An 18614-nucleotide genomic window follows, 5' to 3' on the forward strand; every position below is an offset into this window, starting at 1 on the left:
TGACAGAACCCGAAGCAATAAAGCAACCTTTTAAGAATCCCACTTCTTGCCCCACCCAAATATGGTCGCCTAGATAAATGCTTTTGCTAGGATTAAGGCATTGATGAGTTTTAAAATCAAAAATTGGGTGATGGTCGCTGCTTTCAAGAACAACTCCCCACGAAAACAAACAATCATCGCCAATAATACAATAGCTCTCACTCGTAATATTCAAAAACATATCGCTAGCACTCTGTCCTAAGGCATTCCCAATATAGCACACGCAATTTGTAAAAATCATAATCCTTCCCCTAAAACAACTTTTACCAATAAACACAAGTGCATTGCTACCTACAAAAGTAATTTGCGCATTCCTAAGGTTTGCCTTTTCGCTTAAAAACAAAATATTATTTTTGCCCATAAACTCTATTTTAGAATCCTTGCATTGCAAATCCCCATAAATTACATTGCCATTTTCCGCTTCAAATTTTTGCATTTTACCTCACTTTTGCTCTTCGCGCAAAGATTTCACAACATCAACTTCCCAAAAAAATTCCACCCAATCACTTGCTTCACGCAAAATAAAATCCGGCTTAAACTGCGCTGTTGGCTTATGAAAAATGCACGCGGTTTTAAAATCAATGCTAGAATTAACAGCACTTAAGATACTATAAACTTTCTCCATACTCGTGCCACTATCTACAATCTCATCTACAATCAAAATGCGCTGATTTCCCCCAAGTTCTGGAATATTTGAGATTTGAATCTCTTGTTGCACTTTATTAAAAAACGAAGAAGCATTAATCGTATAGACACGCCTTAAATCCAATGCAATTCCTAGAAAATGCGCCATTGTCAGCCCACCGCGCGAAATCGCCACAATCCCATCGGGATTAAAATCAATCTTATCTACTAGCTCTTTCATATCCTCTCTAAACATTTCATAGCTATAATATTGCATCTTTTACTCCTTAATATGCGTGAATTTCATTATACAAACTATCCCTCTCCACTGGCAAAAATCCTGCATTCTTGATTTGAGCAATCAATTCCTCCTTAGCAATTCCATTTGCGCTTTTGCTTCCACTTGCGCTTTGAATCGCCTCGCGTTGAATCGTGCCATCAATATCATCTGCTCCAAATTCTTGAGCTAAAATCGCCAAATTCAAGCCCAAAGTTGCCCAATACGCCTTAATATGGGGAATATTTGGCAACAAGATTCTTGCAATAGCAATCGTTTTGAGAATCTCTTGCCCACTTGGAAACTCCTTGACACTCAAAAAGTTATTTTCTTTTTGATAAACAAGCGGAATAAAGGCATTAAACCCTCCGCTCTCCTCTTGTGTTTGATAAAGGCGCAAGAGATGGTCAATCCGATGTTCCCGCGATTCTATATGCCCAAAAAGCATAGTAGCATTAGATTTTTTGCCCAAAGAATGCCAAATTTTATGAATTTTTAACCAATCTGTGGAATCCACTTTTCCTTTACAAATAAAGCTACGCACCTTTTCATCAAAAATCTCTGCGCCACCGCCGGGCATAGAATCCACACCATTTTCTGCCATTAAACTTAAAACTTCATGATAGGATTTACCACTAAGCTGGCTTAAGAAATTTACTTCCGCTGCGGTTAGTGCTTTAAGATGAATATTTGGAAATTCTGCCTTAAGCGTTCTAAAAAGCTCCAAATACCATTCTAGGTTTAACTTGGGATTGTGCGCCCCTACGATATGCAATTCTAGCGCACCTGCCTCTATGGAATCTTTGGCAACTCTTAAAATCTTCTCCTTATCCATTGTATAGACATTGGGATTCTTACGATGTGCAGAAAAACCGCAAAACTTACAAACATCTGCACAATCATTTGTTGGATTAATATGGCGGTTGGAATTAAAAAAGACTTTCTTACCAAAATAATCTTTGCGTATAGAATCCGCCATTTTCCCAAGCGTAAAAATATCCAAATCATAGAGCTTTAAAGCTTCTTTGGGTTCTAAAAATTGCTTTAAGGGATTCTGCTCACTCATTATTAACCTTCATTTTATTTGTGAATTTTAGTTTGCAAAATTATACAAAAATTGCTTTAACTTTCGTTAGGATTTGTAAAGTTTCTTCCATATAAAATACCAAAATAAAATTGCTTTTATTATCATTTTATCAAGTCTGTGAAATAATTATAATTTTAATTCTTAACAAGATTGGGAAATAAACTATGCATACAACTCGCGCTTTTGACTTACAAGATGAAATCTTTTTGGCAGATGATACACTCATCACCTCTAAAACAGATTTACAAGGCAGAATTACTTATGGAAATCAAGACTTTGTCGCTTTTAGTGGCTTTAGCGAAAAGGAGTTTTTACACAAACCACACAATTTGATTCGCCACCCCATAATGCCTCGCTGTGCTTTTAAACTATTGTGGGATTTTTTGGCATTGAAACTTGAATTTTTTGCTTTTGTATGCAATCTTAACAAACAAGGCAAAACCTATTGGGTTTTTGCAAATATTACCCCCTCTTATAATGAAAAAGGCGAAGTCATTAGCTACTATTCTGTGCGCAGACGCCCAAGTAAAAAAGGAGTGGAAACTTGCTTAGGCATTTATCAAAAACTCTTAGAGATTGAAAAAGAAAAGGGAATGGAAGCTGGAGTGCAGTTTGTGCTAAATTTCTTGGAACAAAACAAAATTTCGTGGGACGAGTTGATGATTAACCTACAAAACGAAGGGAAAGAAGGAGGCTACCGATGAAAATCTTTTTGCTTAGCGGAATCGTAGTCAGTTTGATAGGATTTATCGTAGAGGTTATTTTAAAAGGCGTCAGTATCAATCTTGCATTTTTTGTTTTAACCTGTGTTATTTTTGCATTGGCATATTTTAAGTTTAGAAAACGTGAGCAACTTATTCAAACCATACTACAAGTCTCAAGACTTTATCAACAAGGTAAATTTGAAGCGCGCGTTTTAAGGGTAGAGGGAGATATAGACCTCTGCACGATTGCTAATACCCTAAACAATGTTGCGGACAACTTAGAAGCTTTTATGCGAGAAATCTCCACTGCAATTAAATACTCCAATGAGGGCAAATATTTTCGCCTAGCGATTCCACAAGGCTTAAAAGGTGCATTTATCTCAAACATTAACGCAATCAACCACGCCCTTTTACAAATCAAAGAAAATGCAAAAGACAATATTTCCAATGCGCTCGCAAAGTCGCTTATGGATATGAGTTTGGGTAGCCAAAATGAAAATTTAACCAAAATTTCCTCTGATTTGGACGGCGATATGCAGCAAATGGGAATTGTAGATGAAAATGTTATAAACATTACAACTTCAGCCAAAAACTCCCAACAAGATGTCCTCTCCATCACACAATCTATTGACAGATTAACAGACATTATCAATGACAATCAAACAACAATAGAAAGCTTCACGCAAAAGTCCAAAGACATTAATTCCGTCGTAGAAATCATCGCAGACATCGCCAATCAAACTAATTTACTTGCGCTCAATGCCAGCATTGAAGCCGCGCGCGCAGGAGAACACGGAAGAGGATTCGCTGTCGTAGCTGATGAGGTGCGCAAGCTCGCGGAAAAAACACAAAAAGCAACCAATGATATTTCCATTGTTGTGCAAACAATGCAACAAGAAATTGCAGGAATCCAAGATAATTTTGGCAAAGTATCAGAATTCGCCAACTCTACACACAAATCTATTACAGACTTCAATGAAATCTTTAGCAGTATGGAATCCACCACACAAACATTGCAACAAGTCTTTAACAAGCTCTCAAGCAAGCTCCTTTTGAGTGTATCCAAACTAGAACACATTGTGTATAAATCCAATCTTTACTTGAGCTTTAATCTCAAGCAAGAAACATGTGATTTCCAAGAAATCAATCCGATTTCTAAATATTTAGACGACGAACATTCTATTAGCCAAATCGGAAATTTGGACATTACAAGCCTTAATAAAGTCAAAGCAACCTTGTTAGAAAACACCAATCAAGCCTTAGAAAAACTCAAAAGCCCGCTGACAAAAGAAATTGCCGAAAGCATTGTAAAAACTTTTGAAGATATTGAAGAGGCTTCCAAGCAAACCATTGCGCTTTTGGAAGAACATTAAAGGAGTCGTAGCAATCTATAATGTTGAAATCTTTTTAAGATTCCATTGCAAAGATTTCTTGATACTTGATTATAGATTCGCTTGGCGAGGACGCGTGCTCTTTTCCTACGAAAGGGCAAGATTCCAAAATCCCGCAGAAATCAAACTTCATCGTAGAATCTAAAACAAGAAGTTATATCCTACATACACATCAATGGAAGAAGTTTGACTTAAATCAAGTTTTGTTGCGGATTCCGTGCCATTGATATTAACAGAACTTTTTTCTTCGCCAAAATTCAAACGTCTTGCTTGGATTCCAAACTCCAACTCACCATTACCCAAAGCATAAATTGCGCCCGCTTTGACGCCATAAGTAAATCCCATATAATCAAGAGAACCCATTGCACTTTCTGCAATCACGAAACTTCCGCTATCAAATTTTGCCTGTGCCAAACCCGCATTTAATCCTAGCAAAGCGCGCCAATCTGTGGTATTTGGAATCTTTGGCGTCCAAGCAAATCCAAGTGTCAAAACTTGATAAGAGAATCCATTTTTTTTCAAATGATGTTCAAAATTCGCCAAGATTCTATGATTTTCACTCAAAAGATAACCTGCCTGCACACCAAATCCAAATTGCTTTTCACTCAAACTATGCGTTTGCGATTCATAGCCAGCAATATGCAAATCTGCGTCGGAATCGGACTTGCTATAACTCCCATAAATCCCCAAAAGACGATTGCGTCTCTCTTCATAAAGCGGGTGATAGGTGCTTTGAGGAGCGTAATATTCGCCACTTCTTTCATCATAACCTAGTCCAAATGACATCAAACATACCAACAGCAACAATCCGCGTATCATAAAAAAATCCTTTTAGCTTTTTCATTCTTTCTAGCAAAAAGGATTCCATAATGAAATCTTAAAGCAAGATTCTAAAACATAAATTGCTCCGCTAACACCTGTGAGGGCATATTAAACTCCTACAAGGACAAATCCCAAATTATTATAATTTTTATACCTTTGTTACAAAATCGCTAAAAATTTCTTTTTCTAAGCCACCAAAATTGATTTTCAGCCGAGTCGTCTTGCCCTCTTGCCTAACTTCTACTATCCTACCCGCACCAAGTATTTTGTGCATTACACAATCCCCCTTTGAAAATCCACTTTCACTAGAAGTATTGACAAAACTACGACGAATCGTAGGAGCGAAGCTGTTTTGCTTGGGCTGTTTTGCTTCCCCCTTATTACCCACTCCGCTTTCAGCTAAAAATTTAGAGGGTGGCAAAGTCGCCCGATTGCCCCTATAAAACCTTGAATCCACAAAACTCAAATAAAGCTCTTTTTTAGCTCTTGTAAAAGCCACATAAGCCAACCGCCTCTCCTCCTCTAGGCTACTATCCTCTCGCGTCATTGGAAAAAACCCCTCCTCAAGCCCAATCACAAAAACATAATCAAACTCTAATCCTTTGCTAGAATGCACACTCATACAAGACACTCCCTCTATACCTTTGCTCTCTTGGCGCATTTCTGTATCCTCTTGGTCGCTCCTTAATGCCAAATCATTCAAAAAATCCTCCAAATTGCTTAAGGGATTCTGCTTAAAAAACTCACGATAAACACCATAAAATTCCTCAATATTGCTTACCCTATCAATCTCCTCGTGGCTTTGCCCCAATGCCTCACAAAGCTTAATTCTTCGCTCAAATTCATCAGGGAAGTTTAAACTCGCCTCTTGGAGGTTATGTTGCAATTCTTGTAATGTGATAAAAAATTCCTTCATCGTTTTATAAGCCTTTTGGCTCAAAGTGTTTTGCACATCTTGCAGCCTCTGCGCATTTTCTTGCGATTCGTTAAACAAGCCAAAAATGCTAGTATTATATTTTTGTGTTAAAGTCAATAACTTGTCTATTGTTGTTTTTCCAATTCCGCGTTTGGGTTTATTAAGAATGCGTGTAAGCGAAAAATCATCATCTAAATTCACTAACACACGCAAATAGCTCAACACATCTTTAATCTCGCTTCTTTCATAAAATCGAATTGCTCCTACCAACACATAAGGAATCTTTTCGCGGTTAAACCCCTCCTCTAAAGAACGAGAAAGCGCATTGACACGAAACAAAACTGCAATTTGCTTGGGTGAGATTCCACGACTTAGCAAACCTTTAAGGATAGTTGCCACTCTACGCACTTCTGCTTGCTCATCACTAGAATGCAGAATCTCCACAGGTTTGCCCTTTTCCAAAGTCGTCTTGAGTTCTTTTCCTAAACGCTCTTTATTGTTTGCAATCAGTTGATTTGCTGCCTTTAGAATCGCTTGCGTGGAGCGATAATTTTTTTCTAGTTTAATCACTTTTGCACCCTGAAATTGTTTGCTAAATTGCAAGATATTTTGGATATTTGCCCCACGCCAACTATAAATGCTCTGGTCATCGTCCCCCACAACGCAAAGATTTTGGTGCGTAGAGCAAAGTTGTTTGAGCAGTAAATATTGCAAATGATTGGTATCTTGATACTCATCTACCATAATGTATTGATATTTTTTACTCTCATTTTCTGCAATTTTTGGATTTTTTTGCATAATTTCCAAAGGAAGCAGCAGCAAATCATCAAAATCTACCATATTTTTTTGCACCAAAAATTCCTGATATTCCTTATACACTTTGGCAATATGCTCATAATTTGCATTATATGCGTTTTTTAAAGCCTCTTGCGGAGTGATTTGAGAGTTTTTATAGCGCGAAATCTCGCTAATCACTAAAGGCAAAGGTGCTAAATCGTTATTAAGCTCTTTAATGATGCGTTTGCTATCCTCACTATCTGCTAAAATAAAATTTGCCTTGCGTCCAAGCTCTACAATATAAAACTTCAAAAACAACAAACCAAACTTATGAAAAGTGCAAAGCAACGGAGGGTGTGTTGAGAGATTATCAATCATACTTAAAGCACGTCGTTGCATTTCTCCTGCGGCTTTATTCGTAAAGGTAAGCGTCAAACAAGATTCCGGTGGAATCCCAACTGCATCAATCAAATAAGCAAGACGCGTAGTAATCGTTTTGGTCTTGCCACTGCCTGCCCCTGCGAGAATCAAAAGTGCACCATCAATGGTTTTGACGGCTTCAAGTTGCGCACTATTAAGCTGCTCTAAAAAAGAATCTTGCATAAAGCCCCTTGTATTTTGGTAAAAACAAAAAGGAAATTATACCAAGTAAAATCTTTGCATCAATGAATATTAAATATTAATATAAGAATAAATTATTTTTTGTTAAAATAAGATTCAAGATATTTTAAAAAGGCTCTAAATGATGTTACGTGATTTTACCAAATTGCAGACATTTATTGTTGTAGTCCAAGAAAAAAGCTTCTCCAAAGCCTCCGCAAAACTTGGTATTTCTCAACCTGCTGTAACACAACAAATCAAATTCATTGAAGAATATTACAATACAAAAATCATTATCCGCAAAAAAAATGAAATTCGCCTCACGCAAGAGGGTGAGATTTTGCTCCTCATTGCGCAAGAAATTCTTAAAAACTTACACAAATACCAACACCAAATAATGCAAATCATTCATTATGATGAACCGATTCGTATTGCTTGTTCTCACACAATTGGACATTCTATTTTTCCTAAATGTCTCCCTACTTTGCAACAAAAAATTTATTCCAACACACATTTCTATATTTCCACTTCCTTGCAAGCCATTAGGGATTTACAAAATAATCTTTGCAATCTTGCTTTAGTGGAATCGTATATTCCTAATGAAGAAATCATTTATCGTGAGTGGCTAGAAGATGAAATGGTTTTGATTAGCAATCTAAGCCTACCTCCGCGACTTATCCGATATGAACAGCTCTACTCTTATACTTGGTTGGGATTAGAAATGACAAAACAAGTGATTCCAGAAATTTATAAATACTTAAAAGCATTCAATCTAAACAGAGAACAGCTAAATGTTAAAATGCGTTTTGATAGCCTCAATGAGATTAAACAATTTATGCTAGAAAACAAAGAATCAAAAATACCTTATATTGCCTTTTTGCCTTATACACAAGTTAAAAGCGAGCTACAATCTCGCATATTTTTTAGCACAAAAGTCCCGGGCGTGAAACTCAAACGCAAGCTTTATCTTACCTATCTGAAAAAATACGCAAACCACCCTCTAATCTGCGCTATAGCAGAACATATTATTTTTAACACCAAAGTTTCATTAAATTAATTTATTGGATTCGCTTTTCATCATTGCAAGAATTGCGTGTGATTCGTAACAATCCATAGTTTTGCATAAGAACAAAATCAATAGACTTTACTTAAAAATTTTTTGATAAAGTCTTGCATTAAGTGAATAATTGGCTTGTAGCCACTCTTGAATGCCTTGAGGATTGTCATCAAATGTCCGCACAAGATTCCAAAAATCCTGCCCGTGATGAGGATAACGCAAATGCGCTAACTCGTGAATTATCACAGAATCAATGCAAAAATACGGCATTAATGCCAAGCGCAAACTAAAGCGAACGGATTGGTCTTTAACTCTACAACAGCCCAATTGACGATAACTCTTACCATAACAAATAGACTTTGGAAAAAGCTGCATTTTTTGAGAAATTGCATTAATATGCAAAGAAATATATGATTCCAAAGCTTTTTGATAAACCATTCTCAAAAGAGATTGGAGCTTTGACTTTGCCCCTATCGGATTCATTAGCAAATTCTCTTGCATCACCGCTTGCCATAATTGCATAAGAATCGCACAATCTCCCTCAAAGCCAAAATCTTGCAATCTTTTTTGCAAATAAGATTCTAATTCTCTATCAAGCAAAAGCGTCTCAAACTCTACCCACTGCCCAAACAAATAAAATTGATTCAAAGAAATATTCGCTTCTTGTTGCTTGATTGTGTCAAAATGTTTCAAAATCCATTGTAAATTTGTTGCGATAAATTCCTCACAAGCCCTTTTGCTAACATATCTTGGCAAATTCACAATCAAGGTAGAATCCGCGCAGAATCGCATTTTTAAATGCTTAAAATGCCTTTTTTGAACCACTTTCAAAACGAGACTTGGCGGAAAACCAGTAGGTAATTTAAAGTTTTTCAGCATTAAAGAGGCGCGAAACGATTGTTTGTAGGTGTAAGAATCTCAATATTATATTGCACCTGATTGTCCTTGATTCTTTCTTTGAAATATCGTTTAGCACCGGGGGAACTCTTGCGATAAAAATATTCAATCCCAAAAGCCGTAGCATAATTAATCCAATCATATTCCAAATCCACATCTAACAACTTTGCCTGCTCCACAAACAAACTATCCAGCGGGGCAATGGAATTGGCAATAAACATATTTTTTCTATCCCTCTCTTGCGTAATAGAAAGCAAGCTTGGATTGTAGTTGATTTGCGTAGAGTAGATTCCATTGGGGCGAATGCTATTATAAGTCAGCTGCGAAAGAATAATGCTAGAATTTGTAATGGGCGTATTCAAAAAGATTCTTGTTCCTTGTAAAGCTCCCCTTAATGCCTTAATTTCCTTTGGCAATTCAGAACCTTGTTTGAGGCTAAAACTTTTAGAAAGTTGTAAATTTTCATTTGAGGCTTGCGTGTATTGCTGCATTTGCTTACCAATATTCCCAGAATCATAAAAGCTTGCCGCACGAATATGGGGTTGAATCTCGGATAATTTTTTAATTTGTTCTTCATAGCTAATTCCACCAAAAATAAGATGAGAGGAATCGTTAGCATTGGACAAAATTTGAGATTTATGCACGCTTGGAATAAAAATAGACAAATCTGTGCGCATTGTCGCAAGATGATTCGCTCCCTCTTGCGTCAAAACTGCAATCACTTGACGATGTCCCTTAGCATATATTTTTTCTAATGCTGCTTGCAAATCCTCCAAAGATTCTCCTTGAGAGTCAAAAACTTCAAAGTTAAAACCCCCCCTTTGAAGCAAAAGATAACTCAAAATAGTATTCATTGTTGTGCTAGAATAACGTCCAATTGCTTTGCGTGGAAATAGCAAGGCAATATGAAACAAGGATTTTTGCAAACCCAAAAAATAAGGAATTTCCGAAATTTCAAGCTGCGATAAAAACTGATTAAGCTGTTCAATCATTTCTTTATTTTGATTGTTTTCATCAATTTTTGCAATAAAAGAAAAAACCTGTTCTTTTTCTAAAAGTTCCTTTAGGCAGCTAGTGCTACATTTTTGCGATTCCACATTCAGCACTTCCATATTTGGAAGTGGCAGAGGCGAAAGATATTTACCGCTTGCATTTGCAAAAGGAGGAATCACTAATGCACTGATAATGAGTGCAATCCACAGATTTTTTAAACCTCTTTTAAAATTGTTTTTTAATTGCATTGTTTCTCTTCCTTTAATAATTCTTTAAGGTGTAAAAACTCCTTGTGCGCATTGATTTTTAATTTTGGCTGCCTTAGGAGTTGGTTTAAGCTAAAGGTCGGAAAAAGCTTTAAATGATTCCATTTTAGCAATTTACCTTGCACATTTCTATAATCACTTCCATCTTGTGTAAGATAAAAATAAGCTTCTGCTCCAAGCAAAACAAGGATTGGGCTTTGTGTAAATTCAATTTGTTTGAGAAAATATCCCATACACGATTCTATGCAAATTTGTTGAGAATTTTGCGGAATCTCACATTTTAAGAGCGACAAAATAGAAACCTCTTGCAATCTCATATCAAAAACGCGTTCAACGATATTTTTCAACATTTGCGCACTTTTAGAAGCAAAACGTAGCTGCGCATCTAATAAAGGCATAAGTGAGAGAAAAACAAGCTTAGAGTTTTGATGGCACAATCCCGCACTTGGCGAGGAAGTTTTTTGTGCGCACAACTTGCAAGATTCTATTAATTGCCTCAAATCTCCTTGATTTTGACTTTGGAATCTTTTTTGTGTAGGCACTAAAAACTGCGGATTACAATAATCAAATCCAAAAGATTGCAATAAATAGAGCTTTTTTAGCAATAACGCTTGATGGAGTGTTTGCAAAATATCCCCAAATTTTTAGAAAATAAATAAGAATTATAAGACAAAAAGATTAAAATACAATAACATCAACAAGAAACCGAATTCTTATGTCCTTGCAATTCGTGGCACACGACTTACAAAGCAGCTGTGCAAGCTATGTGCGAAGCTATGCAATGCACGCACGCTTTGAACTGCAAATCCATAATTTATTACCGCTTCATTGCATTGTAGTATTTTGAATAACATAAGCTTTTAAGATTTTTTGTTCTTTGATAGGCTTATCTTGCGAATTAGTCGGAGTATATTCTATTTTACGCAAAGTTTTAAAACTCTCCTCTTTGGAATCCTCACTAATCTCGCCAAAAATCGTGTGCTTGCCATTCAAATGCGGAGTGCGCGTCGTGGTAATAAAAAATTGACTTCCATTCGTATTTTCCCCAGCATTTGCCATTGCCAAAATCCCCGCCCTATCAAACGCATAACCTTTTACAATCTCATCTTCAAAATCTTCTCCCCAAATAGATTCTCCTCCACTTCCTGTGCCACTTGGGTCGCCTCCTTGAATCATAAACCTGCGAATCACGCGATGAAAAATCGTGCCATTATAATAGCCTTCGTTGGTATGTGTAACAAAATTTTCTACCGCTTTGGGTGCAACTTGCGGAAACAAATCTAGCACAATCTTGCCCGAAGTAGTTTCCAAAACAACTTGAATCTTTTGCGATTCCATACTTTGCACATTTTCTTGTGCGCATAAGATTCCTGCGCACAACAAACTAAGCAAAAAGTGAATTAACGCTCTCATCTTTATTAATCCTTTTAATGACTTCAGCAAACAAAGGCGCAACACTTAAAATCTTGATTTTTTCACAATGTTGTTTTAAAGGAATCGTATCTGTAACAATCACTTCATCAATCTCACTTGTTTGGATTCTATCATAAGCCACTCCGCTAAAAACTGCGTGAGTGCCAAGCGCAATCACACTTGTTGCACCTTTTTGCTTAAACGCACTTGCTGCCTTTACCATTGTGCCCGCAGTATCAATTATATCATCAATAAGTATCACATCTTTGCCCTCAACATTTCCAATCACATTCATTACTTCACTTTCATTTGCCTTTTCGCGTCGTTTGTCAATAATGACAATGTCCAACCCCAAAAGTTTAGCAAAATATCTTGCGCGCGCCACTCCGCCAATATCCGGACTTGCCACAATAGGATTCTTGAAATTCTTGGAGATAATGTATTCTTTAAAAACAATAGAACCATAAAGATTATCCACGGGAATATCAAAAAAACCTTGAATCTGTCCAGCGTGCAAATCCATTGCAACAAGTCGCGTAATACCTGCACATTGCAACAAATCTGCAACCAATTTTGCGCTAATAGGGACGCGTGGGGAAGCTTTGCGGTCTTGTCTTGCATAACCAAAATAAGGCATAATGATATTAATAGATTTTGCCGAACTGCGTTTGAGTGCATCAATCATAATGAGTAATTCCATTAAATTATCATTCGCAGGAGCGCAAGTGGATTGAATCACAAACACATCTTTCCCTCGCACACTTTCACAAATACGAATCCCAATCTCTCCATCACTAAAGCGCGTTACTTCCGCTTGGGATAGCTCAATATCCAACTCTTTTGCAACGCGTTGAGAAAACTCTGGGTGCGCAGTTCCTGTAAAAATCTTGTAATCTTGCATAAGCTGCCTTTAAAAAAATTTCAAAGCACATATTATAGACTACAAACTCAAAAATTTTGCTTTTTTGTCTTTGCTTTTTAAAATTTTTGCTAAAATGTGCGCATTAAAATTTTAGGAATCGCAATGACAAATCAAAACCAAAAATACAGAGGAATTTTAGAAGTCTTAAAAAATAGCAGTTGTGAAGAAATTGAAGCCTTTGTAACCTCGCGATTCCACCAAAACCTTGCCTTTTTTCAAGCCGATTATCCTAATTTATTTGAAAGGCTACAACAACCCGCAAAAGAGTATCAACTTTATATTGGAAAAGAGGGAATCAACATTCTTAATTTTGCACAAAATAGCTTTCTTTTCCCTTTAATTGATGGCAAATCAAGTATGATAGAAGTGCATCAAAATTGCGCTTATAATCCTCCAATTAATGAGAAATGGAATCGTATTTATGGCACGCGCGCAGAAATGATGAATGAAAAATTTCCTTATAGTAGCATTTTAGTCAATGGAATCCTTGAATTTGCCATAGACAATGGCGGGGTTACCGCCTATCACTTGCCAAGTGATTTTTTGCCAAGCCTCAATCTCTTTGGCTTAGGAGGAGGGATTTTTTTGCAGATTTTAGCAGAAAACTATACGATGATTCATAATTTCTTTATTTTTGAGGAATCCTTTGATTTGTTTAGAATTGCGTGTTTTTTTGTGGATTTTGCCTTGCTTTTTAGCAAAACCGAACACAGAGCGGGTTATATTTTCTTAGAAAGCATGATGCACAGAGATTATATCAATCATTTCTTTTTAACGCGCAAAATCAGCACTTCTATCGTGCGCTTTGAACTGATGATGTATCAAACTCCGCTCAATCAAAGCGTGCGCGGAATCGTTTTTGAAATGCACTCACAAATCTTGCGCGGTTGGGGAACTTTTGAAGATGAAATGCGCGGAATCGTCAATAAACTAAGCTTTCCTCTTGCACCTATGCTTTTAGAGCCTAAACGCGTTAATGCTCCTATTTGCGTCATTGCAAATGGTCCTAGCCTTGATTTCTTGCTTCCTTTTATTAAGCAAAACCAACACAAAATGATTCTTTTTAGTTGTGGAACTGCACTAAAACCGCTTCTTAAGGCAGGCATTACTCCAGATTTTCAAATAGAAATTGAGCGACATGATTATTTAGATGAAGTATTAAAAGCCGCACCATTAGGAGAGATTCCATTACTTTGTGCAACCGTGTTGGACAAAAAGGCAAAAAGCCTTGCAAAAGAAATTTATCTCTTTGAACGCGACGGCTCAAGTGCCGCAAATCTCAATGCACCGCGTTTTAAAGTGCGTTTCACCGCGCCTTTGGTAGGCAATGCGGGAGCATCGCTTGCAAGTTATTTGGGGAGTGATGTGATTTTGTGTGGCTTGGATTGTGGATACAAAAAAGGTGCGAAAAAACACGCACAAAACTCCTATTATGAAGAGGAAGAGGCACGGATTCCAGAGGACGCCTACCCTGTGGCGGGAAATTTCAGCGAAGATATTTATTCTGACGCTCTTTATTCTCTCTCACGCACCGCTTTAGAGGAAGCTTTTAGGGCATTAAAACCCTTTAATATCCTAAATCTCAATGACGGAGCAAAAATCACAGGCGCACAAGCTGTGCATTATCAAGACTTTGAGCTAAAGCCTATTGACAAAGCCCAAGAGATTAAAAACCTTAAATCTCTTTTTAAAGACCCGCTTCAAGGAGATTTTTACACCAAAGAAACACAAAAGTATTTCTTTGAGATTCTTGCATTTAAAAACAAAATTCAAGACAGCTTCAAAGTCAAGGTAGAATCCAAAAAATCCCTTTTTATCGCGCTAGACAAAATCTTTGAAATCATTTCCAAAGAGGGACAAAACAATCCTTTTATTGGGATTCTATTTGGTGGGACTTTAAGCCATTTTCTCTATGCTATTGCCCTAGCAAGCTTGCATTTGCCTCATAACAATATGCAAAACCTTTGGCAAAAGGCACAAGCACTCTATATAGAGGGCATAGAAGCAATGATAACTTATTTGCGAGAAGTGCTTTTGTCAAAAGTGGAACACTAATTGCTTCAAGATTTTTATCTCAAATGTCAAAAAGGATTGAAATGACAAGAAAAACATCTATTTCATTAGTTTTAGCGGGAACGCTTTTAGCAGGTAGTTTATTTGCAGCACAGCAAATTGATTCTGTATCCACAAGTGAGACCATTAGCCCTATTGGCAAAGCAGGCAATACAGTGGTGGCAAACTCAAATCCTCAAAGCCCTTATGCAAGCTCACACGGAAGAAACTCTAACTCTCCAGCAGGTTTGCAAGGTATTGAAGTAGGAGGCGACGATATTGTGATTCCAAACGCGCCAATCATCACTCCTTCAAGCATTATTGAAATTAGCGCAATTGGTATGGGTGTCGCACCAGAATCTACACTCTCTCCAGCACAAGCTCTAGCATTAGCAAAACGCGCAGCAATCGTAGATGCTTACCGACAAATCGGTGAGAAAATGTATGGAATCCGCGTCAATGCACAAGACACCGTGCGAGATATGGTGCTTAAAAACTCAACCGTGAAAACAAAAGTATTAGCGGTGATTCGTAATGCAGAAATCGTAGAAACCGTTTATAAAGACGGACTTTGCCAAGTCAGTATGGAACTTAAACTTGACGGAAAAAGATGGTATCGTATCTTAACAGGCGAACAATTCTAAGTCTCGCTTTCTTAGGACTTACTCTATTTGTAGTTTTTGGGTGCGCAAAAACGCCCCAAAACATACAAAATTCTACCTCCAAAACAATCTTTTTTTCCACAAAAGACTTCAAATTCTATGATTTAGGATTTATCAAAACCTATCCTAACCACACAACTTTAGAGATTTTCAATGCAGGTGTTTTGCTACTTCAAATGGAATGCTATGCAAACAAAGTTTGTTTAAATCAGACCTGTTATTCTAAAGATTCTTTTATGCGGCGACTATTAGGAGACAGCCATTTTGATGACCTAGATTTACAAGCTGTCCTCTTGGGCAATGAAATCTTTTTTGGACAAAACAAACTCCCCAATGCAAGCGGTTTTACACAAAACCTCAAGCGAGGCAACCATTCTTTATCTTACCAAGTGCAGAGTGATTCTATCACCCTACACATTCAAGATTCACAAAAGCAAAAGAAATTCTCGCTAGAAATCAGCACACTACCCTAAAAGAATCCACAATGCAAATCTATCAACCCAAAAATGGCTATTGTTACAACAGCGATACACTCTTTCTCTATGATTTCGCACTTCCTTTCTTGAAAATGCGTCATCATCTCTTAGAAGTTGGTGCGGGTTGCGGAGTGCTAGGTTTATTGTGCGCAAGAGATTCTAAATGCAGACTAACAATGATAGAAAAAAATCCCAAAATGGCGGAGTTTTGCTCACACAATCTACGGATAAATCACACCAAAGCACATTTGATTTGTGCGGACTTTTTAGAATACGATTTCAACTCCCAACTAGCCCAAAACACAAAATCCCAAAAAACACATTCTACAACCCAAATAGCTTTTGACATTATTTTAAGCAATCCCCCTTTTTATCACGACGATGTGATAAAATCCCAAAATTCCGATATTTTTAGCGCGCGTTATGCCCAAAACTTACCCTTTTTAGATTTCGCTCGCAAAGTGAATTCCCTGCTCAAGCCCACAGGAGAATTTATTTTTTGCTACGACGCAAAAGCTATTTTTCATCTCTTTTGTGTGTTACATTCTTACAAAATTCGTCCAATTTGCTTGCGTTTTGTTTATCCAAAGCTAGATAAAAGCGCAACTTTGGTATTGTGTCGTTGCAAAAAAAATTCTAAAAGTCAATGCAAGATTCTGCCTCCGCTGATTACCCATATTGACTTAAATTTCACGCAAGAAGTGCTTGAGATTTACAAAAAAGCCAAAACTTGGAGTATCAAATGTTGAAAGATTCAGACTTTTCCTTTGGCTTTGATTCAAGCAAATGCGAACAATGCGGAGGCAAATGTTGCACAGGAGAAGCAGGCTATATCTTTGTAACACCGCAAGAAATACAAGGAATCGCGCAATTTTTAGGCTTAGAGTTTGACACATTTTGTCAAAAATTTGTCAAAAAAGTTGGCTATCGTTATTCTTTATGCGAGATTTTAGAAAGCAATGGTGCGTATTCTTGCGTATTTTTCAAAAATGGCAGATGTCAAATCTACCAAAAGCGTCCTGCGCAATGCGTGCGATTCCCTTTTTGGGATTGCTACAAAGAAGAATGGGCAGATTTATTAAAGGAATGTATCGGTGTGGTCAAAAAATAAACTTTTGATAAGTTTCAGTATTGTTTTAATTTTAGTTTTAGGGCTTGTAGGTTGTCTTAGGACAAATGATTTTAAATTCTCTTTCGTGAATACAAATTTTCCAGAAAACGAGGAAGATATTTATATTATGCAAGGTTATGCGGCACTAGATACACAAGACTTACAAAATGCCAAAGAATCCTTTGCCAAAGCTTACGCAATCCACCCTGACAAAAACTATCTAAAAGAGATTCTAGGGATTCTAGTCGCGCAACAAGATTTTGAAAACGCCAAAAAACAAGCGTATGAATATCTAGCAAAATACCCCAAAGACGACGATGTGCGCGGAGCATTAGTAGGGATTCTTACAAGCACCAAAAGTTTTGATGAGGCATTAAAAGAAGCAAAAATTCTCATCTCTTATAATAAAAGTGCGCAAAACTACGAAACGCTTGCTTCTGTTTATTTCTTGCGTGAAGATTTTAAAAACGCAGCACAAACACTAAATCACGCCTATACACTCACGCAAAATGAAATGATTTTAGACAAACTAGGTGCAATTTATTTGCTATTCTTAAGAGAACCACAAAAAACCATTACACTTTATGAAACACATATCCGAATACACGGAATCTCTAAACTCATTGGCGAAAAACTTGCGATTATTTACACAGAATCCAAAAACTATCTTGAAGCGGCGCGAATTTATACGAATCTCTACACAACTTTAGGCGACCAAAATTATGCAAAATTCGCATTAGAACTATATTTTAGACTCAAAAGACTTGATTTAGCCAAAGCATTTTTACTACAAAATCCCAAAATTGACTCCCGCGATGAAATATTATTAGAAGTCTATCGTCTCCAAAAAGACTTTTCAAATAGTATCAAACAGGCAAAATTACTTTATCAAAACACGCACGATTTAAACTATCTTGCTTATTATGCAATGATGCGTTACGAAAATCTCAAATCTCACCCGCGCACCAAATTAACAGAAATTGAACGCGACTTAAAAACTGCTGCCCAAAGCTTAGATGACGCACTTTATTGGAACTATTTAGGGTATTTGATGATTGAACACGATTTTAAGGATTCTACACGAATCCACGAAGGAATGCAATATGTGCAACTCGCACTAGAGAAAGAACCACAAAATACCTATTATTTGGATTCTCTAGCGTGGGGATACTACAAACTCAAAGATTGCGCCAAAGCAAAGGAAATTATAGAACAAATCACACTAGAAGAACGTGAAAAAGAATCGGAAATCAACGCACATTACAAGCAAATTGCACATTGCCTACGCAAATAATCTTTGCATAAAACATTATATATAATATAAGGAATACATAATTCTATTGCGCAAATACTTTGCATTTTTTATTTTTTATGATAAAATATCTTTTAGCTTTGGCTGAATTCTAACCTAAAGTCAAAGTTGAGGTTATTTGATGGATAATCAATAGGGAAAATAGAAACATTCGTTTCAGATTTTTTCGCTTTTGATTTAAAATCAGATTGTAATTTCGAAATTCAATCAAGGAGA

General features: G+C 36.9%; 19 protein-coding genes and 1 pseudogene. 10 read left to right on the plus strand and 10 right to left on the minus strand.

Annotated elements, in window-relative coordinates:
- The 3 genes from CQA43_RS04730 to mqnE form a co-directional block, all read right to left on the minus strand.
- A partial coding sequence (locus tag CQA43_RS04730) for an acyltransferase (protein ID WP_115551471.1) occupies positions 1–475 on the minus strand: 475 nt, incomplete at its 3' end.
- A 6-nt stretch (positions 476–481) separates the two neighbouring features.
- Positions 482–940, minus strand: a complete 459-nt coding sequence (locus tag CQA43_RS04735) for a phosphoribosyltransferase (RefSeq protein WP_115551472.1) — start codon at positions 938–940, stop codon at positions 482–484.
- Between the two features lie 10 nt (positions 941–950).
- Entirely contained in the window at positions 951–2006 is a 1056-nt protein-coding gene (mqnE, locus tag CQA43_RS04740; RefSeq protein WP_115551473.1) for an aminofutalosine synthase MqnE, read from the minus strand.
- Positions 2007–2191: 185 nt separating this feature from the next.
- On the opposite strand from mqnE, the gene CQA43_RS04745 reads away from it, so the two are divergent.
- The 3 genes from CQA43_RS04745 to CQA43_RS09390 are packed head-to-tail and all read left to right on the plus strand — an operon-like array spanning position 2192 to position 4267.
- Positions 2192–2731, plus strand: coding sequence for a PAS domain-containing protein (locus CQA43_RS04745; RefSeq protein WP_115551474.1), 540 nt, complete (start codon positions 2192–2194; stop codon positions 2729–2731).
- The gene (locus CQA43_RS09885; protein ID WP_115551475.1) at positions 2728–4104 is read left to right on the plus strand and encodes a methyl-accepting chemotaxis protein; all 1377 of its coding nucleotides are present in this window, start codon (positions 2728–2730) and stop codon (positions 4102–4104) included. Before CQA43_RS04745 ends, CQA43_RS09885 begins: the two co-directional genes overlap by 4 nt.
- The gene (locus tag CQA43_RS09390) at positions 4082–4267 is read left to right on the plus strand and encodes a hypothetical protein (RefSeq protein WP_147290084.1); all 186 of its coding nucleotides are present in this window, start codon (positions 4082–4084) and stop codon (positions 4265–4267) included. Before CQA43_RS09885 ends, CQA43_RS09390 begins: the two co-directional genes overlap by 23 nt.
- Here CQA43_RS09390 and CQA43_RS04755 read toward each other — a convergent pair.
- Both CQA43_RS04755 and CQA43_RS04760 read right to left on the minus strand, forming a co-directional pair.
- Positions 4264–4941, minus strand: a complete 678-nt coding sequence (locus CQA43_RS04755) for a hypothetical protein (protein ID WP_245944219.1) — start codon at positions 4939–4941, stop codon at positions 4264–4266. The two genes, CQA43_RS09390 and CQA43_RS04755, sit on opposite strands and share 4 nt — an antisense overlap.
- A 151-nt stretch (positions 4942–5092) precedes the next feature.
- Complete coding sequence (locus CQA43_RS04760; RefSeq protein ID WP_115551476.1) at positions 5093–7240, minus strand: ATP-dependent helicase; 2148 nt, start codon at positions 7238–7240, stop codon at positions 5093–5095.
- Positions 7241–7379: 139 nt separating this feature from the next.
- Here CQA43_RS04760 and CQA43_RS04765 point away from each other — a divergent pair, with 139 nt between their 5' ends.
- On the plus strand, positions 7380–8294 hold the full coding sequence (locus CQA43_RS04765; RefSeq protein ID WP_115551477.1) for a LysR family transcriptional regulator: 915 nt from the start codon (positions 7380–7382) through the stop codon (positions 8292–8294).
- Between the two features lie 87 nt (positions 8295–8381).
- Here CQA43_RS04765 and CQA43_RS04770 read toward each other — a convergent pair whose 3' ends face one another.
- The 5 genes from CQA43_RS04770 to CQA43_RS04790 form a co-directional block, all read right to left on the minus strand.
- Positions 8382–9086 (minus strand): M48 family metallopeptidase, encoded by a 705-nt coding sequence (locus CQA43_RS04770; protein WP_181881626.1) that lies wholly within the window; start codon positions 9084–9086, stop codon positions 8382–8384.
- An 86-nt stretch (positions 9087–9172) separates the two neighbouring features.
- Positions 9173–10432, minus strand: coding sequence for a hypothetical protein (locus tag CQA43_RS04775; protein ID WP_245944220.1), 1260 nt, complete (start codon positions 10430–10432; stop codon positions 9173–9175).
- The gene (locus tag CQA43_RS04780) at positions 10423–11079 is read right to left on the minus strand and encodes a uracil-DNA glycosylase family protein (protein WP_115551479.1); all 657 of its coding nucleotides are present in this window, start codon (positions 11077–11079) and stop codon (positions 10423–10425) included. The genes CQA43_RS04775 and CQA43_RS04780 overlap by 10 nt, the downstream gene beginning before the upstream one ends.
- Before the next feature lie 196 nt (positions 11080–11275).
- Positions 11276–11863: a peptidylprolyl isomerase gene (locus CQA43_RS04785; protein ID WP_115551480.1), complete on the minus strand. Its 588-nt coding sequence runs from the start codon at positions 11861–11863 to the stop codon at positions 11276–11278.
- The gene (locus tag CQA43_RS04790) at positions 11835–12764 is read right to left on the minus strand and encodes a ribose-phosphate pyrophosphokinase (protein ID WP_115551481.1); all 930 of its coding nucleotides are present in this window, start codon (positions 12762–12764) and stop codon (positions 11835–11837) included. Before CQA43_RS04790 ends, CQA43_RS04785 begins: the two co-directional genes overlap by 29 nt.
- Positions 12765–12887: 123 nt before the next feature.
- Here CQA43_RS04790 and CQA43_RS04795 point away from each other — a divergent pair, with 123 nt between their 5' ends.
- From CQA43_RS04795 to CQA43_RS04820, 6 genes and pseudogenes are all read left to right on the plus strand, one after another.
- Positions 12888–14840 (plus strand): motility associated factor glycosyltransferase family protein, encoded by a 1953-nt coding sequence (locus CQA43_RS04795; RefSeq protein ID WP_115551482.1) that lies wholly within the window; start codon positions 12888–12890, stop codon positions 14838–14840.
- A 278-nt stretch (positions 14841–15118) separates the two neighbouring features.
- Positions 15119–15481 (plus strand): annotated as a pseudogene (locus CQA43_RS10025) (LPP20 family lipoprotein); the annotation flags it as partial.
- Complete coding sequence (locus CQA43_RS04805) at positions 15448–15972, plus strand: hypothetical protein (protein ID WP_115551484.1); 525 nt, start codon at positions 15448–15450, stop codon at positions 15970–15972. The pseudogene CQA43_RS10025 and the gene CQA43_RS04805, both read left to right, overlap by 34 nt.
- A gap of 11 nt (positions 15973–15983) precedes the next feature.
- Positions 15984–16724, plus strand: coding sequence for a tRNA1(Val) (adenine(37)-N6)-methyltransferase (locus tag CQA43_RS04810; protein ID WP_115551485.1), 741 nt, complete (start codon positions 15984–15986; stop codon positions 16722–16724).
- A complete protein-coding gene (locus CQA43_RS04815; RefSeq protein ID WP_115551486.1) occupies positions 16718–17086 on the plus strand; it encodes a YkgJ family cysteine cluster protein in 369 nt (122 codons plus the stop codon). Before CQA43_RS04810 ends, CQA43_RS04815 begins: the two co-directional genes overlap by 7 nt.
- Entirely contained in the window at positions 17070–18380 is a 1311-nt protein-coding gene (locus CQA43_RS04820; protein WP_115551487.1) for a tetratricopeptide repeat protein, read from the plus strand. Before CQA43_RS04815 ends, CQA43_RS04820 begins: the two co-directional genes overlap by 17 nt.
- Positions 18381–18614: the final 234 nt, after the last annotated feature.

The sequence above is a fragment of the Helicobacter ganmani genome, from assembly GCF_003364315.1.
GTDB lineage: Bacteria > Campylobacterota > Campylobacteria > Campylobacterales > Helicobacteraceae > Helicobacter_D > Helicobacter_D ganmani.

Excerpts from the sequence above, each read along its gene's own strand:
- CQA43_RS04810 (WP_115551485.1), top strand. The coding sequence starts at position 15,984 with ATGCAAATCTATCAACCCAAAAATGGCTATTGTTACAACAGCGATACA.
- CQA43_RS04815 (WP_115551486.1), top strand. The coding sequence starts at position 16,718 with ATGTTGAAAGATTCAGACTTTTCCTTTGGCTTTGATTCAAGCAAATGC.
- CQA43_RS04785 (WP_115551480.1), bottom strand. The coding sequence starts at position 11,863 with ATGAGAGCGTTAATTCACTTTTTGCTTAGTTTGTTGTGCGCAGGAATC.
- CQA43_RS04765 (WP_115551477.1), top strand. The coding sequence starts at position 7,380 with ATGATGTTACGTGATTTTACCAAATTGCAGACATTTATTGTTGTAGTC.
- CQA43_RS04790 (WP_115551481.1), bottom strand. The coding sequence starts at position 12,764 with ATGCAAGATTACAAGATTTTTACAGGAACTGCGCACCCAGAGTTTTCT.
- CQA43_RS04770 (WP_181881626.1), bottom strand. The coding sequence starts at position 9,086 with ATGCGATTCTGCGCGGATTCTACCTTGATTGTGAATTTGCCAAGATAT.
- CQA43_RS04745 (WP_115551474.1), top strand. The coding sequence starts at position 2,192 with ATGCATACAACTCGCGCTTTTGACTTACAAGATGAAATCTTTTTGGCA.
- CQA43_RS04760 (WP_115551476.1), bottom strand. The coding sequence starts at position 7,240 with ATGCAAGATTCTTTTTTAGAGCAGCTTAATAGTGCGCAACTTGAAGCC.
- CQA43_RS04795 (WP_115551482.1), top strand. The coding sequence starts at position 12,888 with ATGACAAATCAAAACCAAAAATACAGAGGAATTTTAGAAGTCTTAAAA.
- CQA43_RS04735 (WP_115551472.1), bottom strand. The coding sequence starts at position 940 with ATGCAATATTATAGCTATGAAATGTTTAGAGAGGATATGAAAGAGCTA.
- CQA43_RS04755 (WP_245944219.1), bottom strand. The coding sequence starts at position 4,941 with ATGATACGCGGATTGTTGCTGTTGGTATGTTTGATGTCATTTGGACTA.
- CQA43_RS04805 (WP_115551484.1), top strand. The coding sequence starts at position 15,448 with ATGGTATCGTATCTTAACAGGCGAACAATTCTAAGTCTCGCTTTCTTA.
- mqnE (WP_115551473.1), bottom strand. The coding sequence starts at position 2,006 with ATGAGTGAGCAGAATCCCTTAAAGCAATTTTTAGAACCCAAAGAAGCT.
- CQA43_RS04775 (WP_245944220.1), bottom strand. The coding sequence starts at position 10,432 with ATGCAATTAAAAAACAATTTTAAAAGAGGTTTAAAAAATCTGTGGATT.
- CQA43_RS09885 (WP_115551475.1), top strand. The coding sequence starts at position 2,728 with ATGAAAATCTTTTTGCTTAGCGGAATCGTAGTCAGTTTGATAGGATTT.